14 protein-coding genes are annotated in these 14,088 nt (G+C 59.3%); 8 read left to right on the forward strand and 6 right to left on the reverse strand.

Translation table 11 applies throughout. The features are described 5' to 3' along the window. Window positions 1-4 precede the first annotated feature (4 nt). On the reverse strand, window positions 5-901 hold the full coding sequence (hemF, locus tag GC131_05625) for an oxygen-dependent coproporphyrinogen oxidase (protein ID MBI1273543.1): 897 nt from the start codon (window positions 899-901) through the stop codon (window positions 5-7). Further along, window positions 901-1,362, reverse strand: a complete 462-nt coding sequence (locus GC131_05630; protein ID MBI1273544.1) for a tRNA methyltransferase — start codon at window positions 1,360-1,362, stop codon at window positions 901-903. Before GC131_05630 ends, hemF begins: the two co-directional genes overlap by 1 nt. Window positions 1,363-1,580: 218 nt before the next feature. On the opposite strand from GC131_05630, the gene petA reads away from it, so the two are divergent. The 5 genes from petA (at window position 1,581) to metA (ending at window position 6,010) form a co-directional block, all read left to right on the forward strand. Beyond that, on the forward strand, window positions 1,581-2,141 hold the full coding sequence (gene petA, locus GC131_05635) for a ubiquinol-cytochrome c reductase iron-sulfur subunit (protein MBI1273545.1): 561 nt from the start codon (window positions 1,581-1,583) through the stop codon (window positions 2,139-2,141). A 23-nt stretch (window positions 2,142-2,164) separates the two neighbouring features. Then, window positions 2,165-3,439: a cytochrome b gene (locus GC131_05640; protein MBI1273546.1), complete on the forward strand. Its 1,275-nt coding sequence runs from the start codon at window positions 2,165-2,167 to the stop codon at window positions 3,437-3,439. Between the two features lie 11 nt (window positions 3,440-3,450). Next, window positions 3,451-4,230, forward strand: a complete 780-nt coding sequence (locus GC131_05645) for a cytochrome c1 (GenBank protein MBI1273547.1) — start codon at window positions 3,451-3,453, stop codon at window positions 4,228-4,230. A 72-nt stretch (window positions 4,231-4,302) separates the two neighbouring features. Further along, a complete protein-coding gene (locus tag GC131_05650) occupies window positions 4,303-4,851 on the forward strand; it encodes a DUF924 family protein (GenBank protein ID MBI1273548.1) in 549 nt (182 codons plus the stop codon). Window positions 4,852-5,041: 190 nt separating this feature from the next. Further along, window positions 5,042-6,010 carry a homoserine O-succinyltransferase gene (gene metA / locus GC131_05655; protein MBI1273549.1) on the forward strand — a complete coding sequence of 323 codons (969 nt, stop codon included), beginning with the start codon at window positions 5,042-5,044 and terminating at the stop codon, window positions 6,008-6,010. Window positions 6,011-6,015: 5 nt separating this feature from the next. Here metA and GC131_05660 read toward each other — a convergent pair whose 3' ends face one another. Continuing rightward, on the reverse strand, window positions 6,016-6,861 hold the full coding sequence (locus tag GC131_05660; GenBank protein ID MBI1273550.1) for an N-acetylmuramoyl-L-alanine amidase: 846 nt from the start codon (window positions 6,859-6,861) through the stop codon (window positions 6,016-6,018). Between the two features lie 207 nt (window positions 6,862-7,068). On the opposite strand from GC131_05660, the gene GC131_05665 reads away from it, so the two are divergent. Both GC131_05665 and GC131_05670 read left to right on the forward strand, forming a co-directional pair. Then, window positions 7,069-7,878, forward strand: coding sequence for a hypothetical protein (locus GC131_05665; protein MBI1273551.1), 810 nt, complete (start codon window positions 7,069-7,071; stop codon window positions 7,876-7,878). Between the two features lie 12 nt (window positions 7,879-7,890). Next, window positions 7,891-8,940, forward strand: coding sequence for a glycosyltransferase (locus GC131_05670; GenBank protein MBI1273552.1), 1,050 nt, complete (start codon window positions 7,891-7,893; stop codon window positions 8,938-8,940). Here GC131_05670 and GC131_05675 read toward each other — a convergent pair. From GC131_05675 to GC131_05685, 3 genes are all read right to left on the reverse strand, one after another. Further along, window positions 8,937-10,265 carry a hypothetical protein gene (locus tag GC131_05675; GenBank protein MBI1273553.1) on the reverse strand — a complete coding sequence of 443 codons (1,329 nt, stop codon included), beginning with the start codon at window positions 10,263-10,265 and terminating at the stop codon, window positions 8,937-8,939. The two genes, GC131_05670 and GC131_05675, sit on opposite strands and share 4 nt — an antisense overlap. Continuing rightward, entirely contained in the window at window positions 10,222-11,289 is a 1,068-nt protein-coding gene (locus GC131_05680) for a hypothetical protein (protein ID MBI1273554.1), read from the reverse strand. The genes GC131_05675 and GC131_05680 overlap by 44 nt, the downstream gene beginning before the upstream one ends. 63 nt (window positions 11,290-11,352) lie before the next feature. Beyond that, complete coding sequence (locus GC131_05685; GenBank protein MBI1273555.1) at window positions 11,353-12,609, reverse strand: hypothetical protein; 1,257 nt, start codon at window positions 12,607-12,609, stop codon at window positions 11,353-11,355. 131 nt (window positions 12,610-12,740) lie between these two features. Between GC131_05685 and GC131_05690 the strand changes: the two genes are divergently transcribed. Then, window positions 12,741-13,898 (forward strand): hypothetical protein, encoded by a 1,158-nt coding sequence (locus tag GC131_05690; protein MBI1273556.1) that lies wholly within the window; start codon window positions 12,741-12,743, stop codon window positions 13,896-13,898. The last annotated feature ends 190 nt before the right edge of the window (window positions 13,899-14,088 follow it).

Here is a 14,088-nt window from a genome sequence, read left to right on the forward strand (position 1 = left end):
ACGATCAGGGCCACTTCGCTTCAGGCGGCATCGACATCAAGATCGCCTCGGTATTGCCGCCGGTGCGCAACCCGAATTGCGTACCGCGATCGTATAGCAGGTTGAACTCCACATAGCGCCCGCGGCGCACCAGCTGCGCTTCGCGCTGCTCCGGGGTCCACGTCTCGTTCATGCGGCGGCGCACCAGCGGCGCATAGGCGTCAAGAAACGCGCGGCCGATATCCTGCGTGAATGCAAAGTCGGCCTCCCAATCGCCCGTATCGTGATAGTCGTAAAAAATACCGCCCGCCCCGCGCGGCTCGCCCCGATGCGGCAAAAAGAAATATTCGTCGCAGGCCTGTTTGAAACGGGAATAAAAATCCGCACCATGACGGGCGCAAGCGCCCTCCAGCACGGCATGGAAATCGCGCGCATCCGTGCTTGCTTCGGGGCTTTGCGGGAACATCGGCGTCAGATCGGCGCCGCCGCCGAACCAATGGCGGCTGGTGACGATCATGCGCGTATTCATATGCACGGCGGGCACGAGCGGAGAGCGCATATGCGCGACAAGGCTGACGCCGCTTGCCCAGAAGCGCGGGTCGCTCTCGGCGCCCGGGATCTGTTTGCGGAAGGCGGGTGAAAATTCGCCGGACACGGCCGAAATGTTCACACCAACTTTTTCAAACACCCGCCCGCGCATGATGGATATTTCGCCGCCTCCGCCCTCGGGCCGGTCCCAAGGCGTGCGCTCAAACTTGCCTGCGGGTAATTCGCTATGCGTGCCGGTCAGTTCGGTTTCAATTTGCTCGAACGCCGCGCAAATTCTGTCGCGCAAGGCGCGAAACCAAACGACTGCGCGTTCCTTGTGCGCATCGGAGCAGATAAAATTCTCGTTCGCGGTTTTTTCCGCCGGCTGTCCCATTACGTTCCCCGTTCACGTCCCGTCTGGCGCAAGGCTTCCGCAAGCACGATGCCCGCCGCCATCGCTACATTCAAAGATCGCGCAGGCGGCCGAAGCGGGATCACAACCCGCGCATCGGCCCTGTCATGCACTTCGGGCGGCACGCCTGCGCTTTCACGCCCCACCAATAACACATCGTCCTCATTATAGGCATGCTGCGTATAGGGTACCGCGCCATTAACTGTAAGCAATATCAGTCGTTTAGGACCAAGCTGGTCCAGAAAAGCCTGCCACGAGCGGTGCCGCGCCATCTGCAGCTGCTGGATATAATCCATAGCAACGCGCTTGATACGGGCATCGTCGGCCACGAAACCACAAGGCTCTATAAGGTCCATTCCGATGCCGAAACAAGCACACAGCCGCATCATGGCCCCGGTATTGGGTGGCATGTCCGGCTGATATAGAGCGAGGCGCAGAGGCATTATGGTGGCCAAAGAAACGGGCCGCTAAGGCAGGCGCGCGAGCGCGCGCCATGGCGGGGATGTCACAAACCGCGCGGTTCAGGCGCGGATATAACCATAACCCCTTGACGGAATTACACAAGCGGGCGCAAAACAGGCCTCGGTTATAGTGTTACGCGAATCCCTTCACGCGGCTTCCGCCGCCGGGATGATGGCGCATTTCTTCTGCGGGGTTTTTGATGGCCGACAGCACCGATCAACTGGGCGAAACAAGACGCGATTTTATTCTGCTTGCGGGCACGGCGATGGCCGGCGTCGGCGCCGCCGTCGCGGCATGGCCCTTGATCCACAGCATGAACCCTTCGGCCGACGTACTCGCGCTGGCCTCAACCGAGGTTGATCTTTCGCCCGTGCAGGAAGGCCAGGCCATCACGGTCGTCTGGCGCGGCAAGCCGGTTTTCATCCGCCATCGCACGGCAACGGAAATAGAAGCCGCGCGCGCGGTGGATACCGGAACGCTGCGCGATCCGCAAACGGACGCAGAACGTGTGGAAAGTTCCAAGTTTGGTGACGAAGCCTTGCCGCAATGGCTGGTGATGGTCGGGGTATGCACGCATCTCGGTTGTATTCCGCTTGGCCAAAAACCGACCGACGACAAGGGTGAATTTAACGGCTGGTTTTGCCCGTGCCATGGTTCGGCCTACGATACCGCGGGCCGCATCCGGAAAGGCCCGGCGCCGAAGAATCTTGCGATTCCGCCCTATACCTTCACCGACGCTTCGCGCATCCGTATCGGCTAGGCCGCCCCTTAGGAGCATCTTTCATGGCGCATAACAGCACCCGCACCCCGTTCAAAAATCCGCTGGTCGAATGGATCGACAGCCGCCTGCCCATCTTCACGATGATGCAGCAGGAATACGGCACGTTCCCGACGCCGCGCAATTTCAACTATCTCTGGAGCTTCGGCGGCATCGCCAGCTTCATGCTCGCGGTCATGATCGCGACCGGCATTTTCCTCGCCATGCAATACACCGCATCGACCGACCACGCCTTCAATTCGGTCGAACGCATCATGCGCGACGTCAATTACGGCTGGCTGATCCGCTATCTGCACAGCAACGGCGCATCGCTGTTCTTCATCGCCGTGTTCATCCACGTATTCCGCGGGCTTTACTATGGTTCCTACAAGGCGCCGCGCGAACTTTTGTGGATTCTCGGCGTTGTCATTCTGCTTTTGATGATGGCCACGGCTTTCATGGGCTATGTGCTGCCTTGGGGACAAATGAGCTTCTGGGGCGCGACCGTGATCACCAACCTGTTTTCCGCCATCCCCCTGGTGGGCGACAGCATCGTCACCTGGCTGTGGGGCGGCTTCGCGGTTGATAACCCGACGCTTAACCGTTTCTTCGCGCTGCATTACCTGCTGCCCTTCGTCATCCTCGGCGTCGTCGTGCTGCACGTCGCCGCCATGCATGTGGTCGGCTGCAACAACCCGCTCGGGATCGATACCAAGGGCCCGCAGGATACGGTGCCGTTCAACCCCTATTACACGGTGAAGGATTTCTTCGCGATCACGGTCTTCATGATCTTTTATGCCGTGATGGTGTTCTACCTGCCCAACCATATGGGCCACCCGGATAATTACATCCCCGCCAACCCGATGGTGACGCCCGCGCATATCGTGCCGGAATGGTATTTCCTGCCCTTCTACGCGATTCTGCGTGCCTTCACGATGGACATCACAATCCCCTTCACCAACATCATTCTGATCTCTTCCAAGCTGGGCGGCGTGATCTTGATGTTCGGCTCCATCCTCGTGCTGTTTGCGCTGCCATGGCTTGACCGTTCCAAGGTGCGCAGCGCGGTGTTCCGCCCGCTTTACCGCATCTTTTTCTGGGTTCTGGTCGCCGTGTGCATCCTGCTCGGCTGGGTCGGCGCCAACCCGCCCGAAGGCATGTTCGTGATCATCGGGCAGCTGTGCACCGCCTATTACTTCCTGCACTTCCTCGTCGTCCTGCCGCTGCTGCCACGGTTCGAAAAAACCCTTCCCCTGCCCGGCAGCATTTCCGAAGCCGTGCTTGCGGCCCGGAAAGCCTGAGGAGAAAAACGATGCGCTTCAAGCCCGCCCTTTCGCTCGCCGCCCTTGCCGTTCTTGCGGCACTGACCGCACCGGCCTTCGCTTCCGAAGGGGCGCTCGAACCGCGCGAACCGCCGCACGGCTGGCACCATGCCGGGCCGTTCGGCACCTTCGACCGCGCGGCGCTGCAGCGCGGATTTCAGGTTTACAAGGAAGTTTGTGCCGCGTGCCACAGCCTGAAGCTGCTTTCCTACCGCAACCTTCAGGCGATCGGCTTTAACGAGGCCGAAGTCAAGGCAATCGCCGCGCAATATACCGTCACCGACGGGCCCGACGATAACGGCGACATGTATGAGCGCCCCGCGCGCCCGTCCGACCGCTTCGTGTCCCCGTTCGCGAACGATAATGCCGCGCGCGCATCCAACAACGGCGCGCTGCCGCCCGATTTATCGCTGATCGCCAAGGCGCGCCATGGCGGCGAAAGTTATCTTTATTCGATCCTGACAGGCTATGCCGAACCGACCGAGGAAGATAAAGCCAAGATGATGCCGGGCATGCATTTCAACAGCTACTTTCCCGGCCACCAGATCGCCATGCCCGCGCCGCTGGCCGAAGGCATGGTCAGCTATGCCGACGGCACCGAAGCCACGACCGAGCAAATGGCGGCGGACGTTGCCACCTTCCTTACCTGGGCGGCCGAGCCGAAGCTTGAAGAGCGCAAGAAAATGGGGCTTCAGGTTCTGCTTTTCCTGCTGGTTTTTGCAGGTATCATGTATGTGGCCAAACGCAGGGTGTGGGAAAAACTCCACTAATTGCCCGCCTGTTACGGCCCCGGACCGGTCCGGTAAGGTTTTGCTAACGACTAACCATTAGCGTAAACCCCTATGAGCAAAATAACCGCCGAAGACATAGTCAATTTCTGGTTCATGGAAGTGGGCGAACAGAAGTGGTTCAAGCCCGCGCCGGAACTCGACCAGGAAATCACCAAGCGTTTCACCCCCCTGTATGAACAGGCCGCCAGCGGCCAGTTGAAGGAATGGGAAGAAACGCCCTCCGGCATGCTCGCGCTTTTGCTGCTGCTCGATCAGTTTCCGCGCAACATGTTCCGTAACACCGCCAAGGCGTTCGCGACCGACGATCTCGCGCTCGATCTCGCGCGCACGTCAATCATCAAGCATTTCGATGACCGCATCGACGTCAACTTCAAACTGTTTTTCTATCTGCCGTTCGAACATTCCGAAAATATGGGCGATCAACGGCTCGCGCTTTTCTATGTGCGCGAACGCACCAAAAACCCGGAATGGCTGGAATGGGCCGAACGGCACTTCAACACAATCCAGCAGTTTGGCCGCTTCCCCCACCGCAACGAAGCGCTGGGCCGCCAATCCACCGCGGCCGAGGAAGCCTTCCTGAAAAACGGCGGCGGTTTCTAGCACTTCGCCCCTCCTTTGCCTTGCTTGACAGCAAAAAAGCGTTTTGCGTATTGTATGCGCGGGCGGCCTGCCGCCCTGCGGGAATTTGATGGGCAGCTTGCGCCGCATAAAAAACGCTAAAGCGCACCGGGTACGGGCCAGACGCCCCGCGCTCCGGTGAGGTCCAGAACCTTGACCGTGGAGCATTTCGATGCCGCTCATTATTTCCGACAACCTGCCCGCGCTGCAAACGCTGGAACAGGAACGCATATCCTTTATCCCCGCCAGCCGCGCGGCCAAGCAGGATATACGCCCCATCAGCATCGCCATTTTGAACCTGATGCCGGACAAAATCGCGACCGAAACCCAGCTCGCACGGCTGATCGGCAACACGCCGCTGCAGGTTTCGGTTTCGCTGCTGGTACCCGGGACGCACAGCGTGAAAACCGCCGAGCCCGCCCACATCACCGCGCATTACCGCACATGGCAGCAGGCCCGCGACACGAACGAGCGCTATGACGCGCTGATCATCACCGGCGCGCCGCTCGGTCACTTGCCGTTTGAAGAAGTGGGGTATTGGAAAGAGTTTACGGAAATCCTGGCATGGAGCCAAAGCCATGTTTTCACGACATTGACCATGTGCTGGGCGGCCATGGCGGCCTTGCACCATTTTCACGGTATTCGAAGATACCCGCTGCCCGCCAAGCTGTTCGGAATCTACAACCACTATGCTTGTGCTGCGCAGAATGATTTGTTACGCGGCTTCAATGACGAATTCTATATCCCGGTTTCACGTCATACCGAAGTGAAACGGCAGGACATCCTTGATGCCGGGCTGGAGAGCCTGATTGATTCCGATGCCGCCGGCATTGCCCTGATCCGCGAACAGAAGCGGCGCATGCTCTATATGATCAACCACTGGGAATACGACACACAAACGCTGGCGCACGAATACCGGCGCGATCGCAATGCCGGCAAGCCTATCGCCTTGCCGCACGATTATTTCACCGGCAACGATCCCGAAGCCGGAATCAAGAACCGCTGGCGTTCCAGCGGGCACCTGTTTTTCGCCAACTGGGTCAACTATATCTACCAGAATACGCCCTACGATCTGGGCCAGCTCGCGGCGGACGAACGGCCCACGCTGGCGCAATTTGCCGGCGCGCAACGCGCCGGCTGAACTAACTAACCCGCCGTGCGGGCCAGCACGGGCGCCAGTTCGCGCGCCAGAAGGGCCGCGATCTTTTCCCGCATTTCCGGCTGTTTCAAAATGGCTTCATCCTTGGCGTTCGAAAGAAACCCGGTTTCGATAAGGATCGAAGGCACATCCGGCGCGCGCAGCACCGCGAAATTGGCCGCACGCATGGGGTTTTCCAGCAATTTCCAGTCCTTGCCGATACCGTCGATCAGCGAAACCTTGGCGCGCTGCGCGGCGTTACGGGTGTGGCGGGCGGTCAGGTCCATCAAAATGGCGGTTACATCCTCGTCACCCACCGGCGGCAAGCCGCCCGCCGCGTCCGCAAGGTTTTCCTGCGCCGCAAGTGCCTTGGCAAAATCGTCGGAAGCGTTCTTGGAAAGCGTATAGGCCGAAAGGCCGCGCGCGGAAGCGTTGGGCGCGCTATCGGCGTGGATCGAAACCAGAAAATCGGCCCGCGCCGAGCGCGCGGCGGCCACGCGATCGGCCAGCGGCAAAAAGGTATCGGAATCGCGGGTCAGCTTGGCCACGATATGCCGTTGCGCGGCAAGCTGCTCCACCAGCCGCCGGCCGATATCGAGCGTGATGTCTTTTTCAAGCGTGCCGCTGCGGCCAATGGCGCCCGGGTCGCGGCCGCCATGCCCCGGATCAATCATCAGCAGGCGCGGCGCCACCGGCTTGTGCGGCGGAAGCGGCAGGACTTGCGTGCTGGCAACGATGCGCGTGGCCGCCAGAAGTTCACGCGGCAGCGCGAGCGTTATGCTGAGTCCCGCAAGGCCAAGCGCGGCGCGCAGAAACAGTCTTCGAGTCTTTCTTTCGGGTGGCAAACTGGTCATGGCCTGCAATATGGTTAGCGGCACGCATGCGAATCGGCCCTGATTTTAAAGGCAAACTTTGTCTTTCGCCAAGTCCGCGTTAACCACAACACCACTAACATACGGGAAAGTATGTCAAAAACGGGGTTTATTAATATATTTGTTCTAGCCTTTGTGCGTATAAAGGGTGTGTCTCTTTTATATTTTATTTATTGAACGAATAAGCCCATGAATCGCACGTTTGTCCTTCTGGCCTTATCGGCCGCGTTGCTTACGCCTGCCGCATCGGTTCCCGTTGCGGTGGCCGACGACGGCATTGGCGATATCAACCCCAAAAGCCGATGTCTTCGCTACCGCGAACCTGTCGTCAAGATTGTCCCTATCCATTCGTCGGTTAGGATCGATGACCGCACACGGCTGGCTGAACTCGGCAGTCTCGCGAGCAACGGCAGCAGCAAGGCGATAAGATTTACCGATCATGACCCGAACGACCAGGTCGGCCAGGGTCGCGGGCATATCCCCGTCGGGCTTGCGACGTCCGAGCTGATCACCGACATACGCTACGATATATCGGTGGTCGATAACATGCGCGGCTACGCTTGCGGACAGATAACCTCGCTCAGGCTCGATGTAGGTTTTCGCGATAACACCATCTATGTCGCGCGCGAAATTCCGCGCCGGTCCTGTTCCTATAAGGAAGTCCTGGAACACGAACACAAACACGTCACCACCGACGAACGCTTCCTGAGCGAAGCCATGCCGCGGATCAAGAAGTACATGAAGGCCGCGTTGGCCGAGATCGGCCATGTGCAAGCCGCTTCCCGCGCCGACATGGAAGAGATGTTCAACCAGAAAATGAACCTGTATATGAAAGAACTTATCAATAATATGAGCCGGGAGCGCCAAATTCTGCAGGGCAACGTCGATACGCCCGAAGAATACCGCCGCATAACCTATAGCTGCGACGGGCAGCTGATCGAAATTCTGCGCATGCGCTACGGCGCGAACTGGCTTGAAGAAATCAATAAGAAGAAATAACCTCCTGCCTGCGTGAAGAAAATCCTGCACATTACCGAGTCACTCGGGGGCGGCACCGCGACCGCGTTATTTGCCTATGTGCGCAATGCGCCGCAGGCGGAACACCATTTGCTTGCGGCCGTGCGCGCGGGCGACGATAACGGCCTTGCCTGGAAAAACACCGTCGCCGGGCTACATACCCTGCCGCGCGGGCTGTTCGCGCCTGTGCGGGAAATCCGCCGCGTTTACCGCCAGCTGCAACCCGATTGGATCCATCTGCATTCCTCCTTCGCGGGCGCCTGGGGGCGCATGAGCGGCCTGCCGCGCGCCAAAATTATCTACACGCCGCATTGCTATGCCTTCGAACGGCGCGATATAACCGCGCCGTTACGCGCCGCCTACTTCATGATCGAACAGGGGCTTGCCTTCATGGGCGGCACGCTTGCGGCTGTCGGGCCGCATGAAGCGGCGCTGGGAAGGCGCATGCTGGCGCGGCAGCGCATCGTGCCGCTGCCTAACGCGGTGGCCGTGCCGCCGCATCTTGTCCAGCTCCGCAAAACGCGGCAGGCAAAGCAGGTGCCGCCGCTGCGCGTCGCTATGGTCGGCCGCGCAGCGCCGCAAAAAGACCCCGGTTTCTTCGCCGCCACCGCAGCGCTGGCGCGGCATAACAATGTACGTGCGTCCTTCGTCTGGCTCGGAGGCGGCGATACGGCAGCCGAGGCCGTGCTGCGCGACGCGGGAGTCGAGGTCAGCGGCTGGCTGAGCCACGCCGATATCCTGACCCGCCTCGCGGATTGCGATCTTTATTACCACACCGCCGCATGGGAAGCCTGCCCCATGTCGGTGCTTGAAGCGGCGCAGCTCGATCTGCCCATCCTTGCGCGCGGCATACCGGCGCTTGCCGCCCTGCCGGTCAATGAAACGGTAAATACGCCCGCGGCGGCAACGGAGGTCATCGCCATGCTGGCGGGCGGGCAAGGATGGGAAGCATTCCGGCAAAACGCGCTTGTGCTGCGCGCCAATTATAACGAAGAGGCCCAGCGGCAAGCGCTGGCCGGGCTTTACGGGCTGGAACAAACCTAGGCCGGCGGACCGAGATCCCCCGGAATCGCGCCGCTGGCATGCTGTGTACGCGTCGCGCGCAAATACCACGCCTGCATAACGACAAGATAGATTGCCGTGATTGTTTGCGCCGCCACAGCGCCCCATATGCCCAGCAGCGCGACCAGCGCGATATTGGCCAGCCCCGAAAGCACGAGGCCGGAAACATTGGCGATCACCAGTTCGCGGTCGCGATGGCGCGCATAAAGCGCGTAGTAAAGCGCGTCGGCTACGAATTTAATCAGAAAGGCCACGAGCATGAACCAGAAAACACCCACATAATCCCGCGCCAGCGGACGATCGACAATCTCAAGCACCGGTAAAATCGCCGCAGCAGCGATGACACAGAAAAACGCGCCTGCGGCGGTGATCTTCGTGACCAGATCGCGCACCTGCGCCCAGAAAGCCGGCTCGTCGTTCGATTTATAGTGCTGGATCATCTTCGGATACGCGGTCTGCAGCACGCCCGCCTGTATCAAAACCTGCACAGCATTGCCAAACGACCAGAACATCACCAGCACGCCTGCAATCTCGACCCCTTCGAACCATGTCACGACATAGCGATCGACATACATCGCGCCCTGCTGCCCGAGCAGCGCGAGATAAAGCGGAAAGCTGCGCCTGATGGATTGCCCGATCCACGGCCAATCGGGCCGCACGCGCAGTGCCTGCGCGAACGGCAGCGGCGAAAGGATCACAAGCGCGACAACGCCGGCAAGCGCGGTGCCGATGATCCAGATATCCAGCACAACTTCCAGCGTGCGGAACGAAGGCCACAGGATCCCCACGGCGATCACCGCGAAGCCCCAGGCGCTGTTGAGAAACATGACAAAGTTCGCCGCCAATTGCCGGTGCAGCGCGATGATGGCCTGAAACAGTTCGACCACCTGATGGTTGATGATCAGCAGCACGATAAAATACACCAGATAGTGCCTGTGTTCCGGCGCAAGCAGCGGCCAGCCGCACATAAGCAGCGCGGCGGTGGCGGCATAGGTGAGAAAATAAACGATTTGCTGATCACGCAGAATTGCCGCCTGCCGCAGCGGCGCGCTGCCGACCATGTCGCGATTGGCAACGAAATAGAGCCCGAGACTCATGACCTTGCCGCCCACCACCGTCGCGGCCATAATCAGGCCGTAAACGCCGAGCTCCGCAAGACCGATATAGCGCGAGATATAGATAAGCAGCCCGAACTTGGCCAGCAGCGCAACGCCGCGCAGCCCAAGGCTAAGAAAAACCCCGGCGCTTTCCCGAATACGCGATTTACCCGGCATGGCCGTAACGGCGTTCGAGCCGCCGTTGCTCATAGATCGCGAGCGCGGGCAGAAGATAGATAAACGTGCTCGATGTGTGGCGCATATAGCTGCCGAAATCCGGCTCGAACAAAATCGACACCATCAGATGCCCGATGAACAGGAAAATCAAATAACGCTTCGGCCCATCGACATACCGCAGCCCCGTAACGCAAAGGCTGAACCACAGCACGACGTTCGCGAACAAAATAAATTCCTTATAGGTCATGAAGCGCACGAACGGAAAATTCAGCACCACAAACGCATAGACATAATTGCATATGAAATGCCAGAAACTGTCGGGCGGATAAAGGTTGAAGAAAACGGTGCGAACCTCGAACATGCTCCCGGTGGTCAGGAAGTGCGCAACCGTATCGCGGCTGCCTTGCAACTGCATATAAACCTGGTCGGGCAAAAGCATCGCCACCGCAATACAGGCGAATACATACAGCACGCGCAGCATCGGCGTCGTACGTTCGATGATGATGAAGGATAACAGCAGCGCGAGCGTAATGGCGTAATAGATGCGGATGAAGCAATAGGCCGCATAGAGCGCGACGATAATCCACAGAACCTGCGATGCGGCCCGCCTGGAATAGGCCGTCATCGCGACAAACAGTGTGAGCAGAATGACAATGGTTTCCTTGGTCGGCGCCAGCATCGAGCTGAGCATCAAGGGCACCAGCAGCACGGGAATAATAGCCATGCCCCACAGCGTGCGGATTGGCGAAAGCAGCGCGACGATGGAGACAATGCCGATAACGTTCACGACTATGTCCTGCAACGGCAACGGGATCAGGGAAAGGATTTGCGCCGTGTACATGAAGGAAGCGGAAGCTTCCCACCCGCCGCCGACAACCAGATCGGCGATTTTATCGGCGTCGCGCAAGAACGCGTCCGGAACGGCATCGCGGAACACGTGATAGACCATCAGGTAAATCACGCACCATAAAAGGGTATAAACGCGCCGCAGGTCGTTCGACACCCGCATCGGCGGCTTCTGATCGGGAACGGACGAGATGATGGGCGGCTGTTGCACGGTATGGCCTGATGGAAATGGCGGCTGCTTCTAGATACCCCGGCGGCACGGGTTGATGCAAGCTCAGCGCCCGCCGGGCGCGCCTTCTATGCCGGCCCCGAAACGGAGAATATCCTTGTCCGCCACGCCATGCACCGCATTGTCGGCAATTGTCACCCTGTCGCTGTAAACCGCCCTGATCCCGTGCCGGGTAGCCTTCGTGGCGGTGATTGTGTTGCCGGTAATGGTCACGTCGCTGTTTCTGTCATCGCGGCCGCTATGCAGCGGCAACCCTTGCAAATTGATACCGGCCAGCGCCGCGCCCGTCATTTTTATGGCGTTGCCCGCGACGGTCACGCCCCGGTTGCGGCCATACAGCATGATCCCGGCATATTCCGGGTTATAACCCCAACCGGCTTTGTTATCCGGGTCGCGGTCAAACAAAACGCTGTTGCCCGTGATGGCGATGTTGCTGCTGCGGATCGAAGCGATACCCCACCAGTTACCGCCCGCCGTGCTGTTGCCGTTGATCGCGCCGTGTGTCACGTCTTCGAACACGATCATGCGGCGGAACGGGCCGGTCACGATATTGCCTGTTGCCGTAAACATCTCGTTGCTGCGCGGCGGCGATGCGCGCTGCTGATCGCCAAGCCCTTCGGCATGGATGCCGATGCGGCAATCATGACCCGCCTTGCAGTTGATAACATTGCCGGTGATGGTTGCCTGCGCACCCCATACCGTGATGCCGTCGCCGCGATCCTCGCCGATATCGCCATCCGGGCCGCCGGTGCCCGCGCCCGTTACATCGCGAATGAAGTTGCCGCTGATGATGTGGTTCTGGTATTCGCCGCGCGAGGAAACCTGTATGCCGTTCTGGAACCGATCGATTGTGTTGTTGGTCACGCGGCTGTAATGCGCGGCGACAAGAATGCCGACATTACGGCCGCCCGCGCCGGTACCAAGCTCGTTCGGGTTCGATAGCCGCGCGCCGTCAACCCACACACCGTCCGCTTTCACATGGATGCCGTAACCGTGTCTGATCCCGGCAACAAAGCGCAACTCGCCGCCCATGCCGGCAAGGCGCTGGTTTGGGGTATTCATTTCAAGCGTATCGGAAACGATGCACACGCCCGGCATCAGAAACAATGTGCCGCCGCTTGCCATCCATTTCTTCAGCGTGCCGGTATCGTCGGTCTTGCCGTCGCAAACCGCGCCATAATCATATTGCGTTGCGCCCACGATCCTGTCTGCCGCATGGGCGGCAGAAACGGCAGGCAGCAGCACTGCCAACAAGATGATGGATCGCACTATCATAGCCACGGTTATTAAGCTGTCCGGCATGATGGTGCAATCGAATGCGCCCGGCTTTTGCAAACCACTCTTATTTCGTCTAAAAACATAATAATATCATATACATATATGGTAAATTTTTGGGTGACTCTGTGCCGCCTGCGCCGGTATGATGCCGGCGCATGATCCTGCTAGCCCACGCCTATAGCCGCGCAAACCAGGGCGATAGCCTTATGGTAGATCTTGCCATGGCGCTTATAAAGCGGGCCTTGCCCGATGCCGGCGTGATCACCGTGGGCGCCTCCGATGCCGCCTCGTTCAGCGACCTCCCCCATATTCTGCAAATCCCCGGTGTGACCGGCGCGCGCCGCGCGCGCGAAGCCGCCATCATTGCGCGCGATATCGCGTTCGCGCATGTACGGCGGCAAAAAATCCGCTACCCGCTCTATGACCGCTTGCGCAGCCAGGTACGCATGGTCGTCGGTGTCGGCGGCGGGTATCTGCGAAGCGGACGGGCAACCGAAAGCGGCAAGACGGCCATCGCTCATCTGCCGCAACTGATGTGGACAGTGGGCAGCGGTCTGCCGAGCCTCTATTTGCCGCTCAGCATCGGCCCGCTTGATGGCCCCGTCGGCAGCATGATCCGCACCGTGTTGCGCGGGATCGATTGCGTATGCCTGCGCGACGACCGTTCCGTCGCGGCCCTTGGCCCGCACAAAAACATGCTGCGTGCGCCCGATCTCACCATCAACGAACTTTTCCGCACGCAGGATTTGTATAACATGCCGCGCGCGGCCAAGACCTATTTGATTGCCCGCGACCTGCCGCGCACACGCTTCGTGCGCGCGCAATACATTGCACGGTTGAAACAGTTGCGTGCGCTTTTACCGGAAATCGAAGTGATCACGCAAAGCGCGGTGCGCAGCAATAATGACGAAAAATTCTACCGCGAACTTGGCTGGGGCGAAACTTTTCGCACCACGCAGCAGGTGATCGCCGCGCGCGATACCGGCGTTATGGTTTCCGTGCGGTTGCACGGAACGCTCATGGGGCTGCTCGGTGGCATGCCCGCCGTGCATCTTGTGTACGAACGCAAAGGTGTCGGCGCCTGCAACGATCTCGGTATCCCCGATTATGCGCACAGCGCAACGCATTTCGATCCGCGGCTTGTGGCGCGGCAGGTGCGCGCGCTGCAAAACGACGCCGGATCCTATTGGCTTGCTATTGCCGCGCGCCGCGGCTGGGTTGAGGAACAGGAAGACCAGATTATCGCAGCCATGCGCGGACTTTACGGAGTCGAGGAGCGCAGCAGCCAAACAGCCCAGCCCGCCAGCGCCTGATTAACCATAATTGGTAATATTTCGGCTATGCTGCAAGTGCTAAAGAATCCAAGAGGTTACGTCCAACTATCTGGATTTAAAGAAGAAAAATAGATTGAAAGTATTTTTTAACTGGTTTTTTTTAGGCCACAAAACTACAGTCAGAAATTGGTTTGAAGGACGATTTATTAACCTTTGTATTTATTGCCGG

It is taken from the genome of Alphaproteobacteria bacterium, from assembly GCA_016124955.1.
Lineage (GTDB): Bacteria > Pseudomonadota > Alphaproteobacteria > UBA9219 > RFNS01 > RI-461.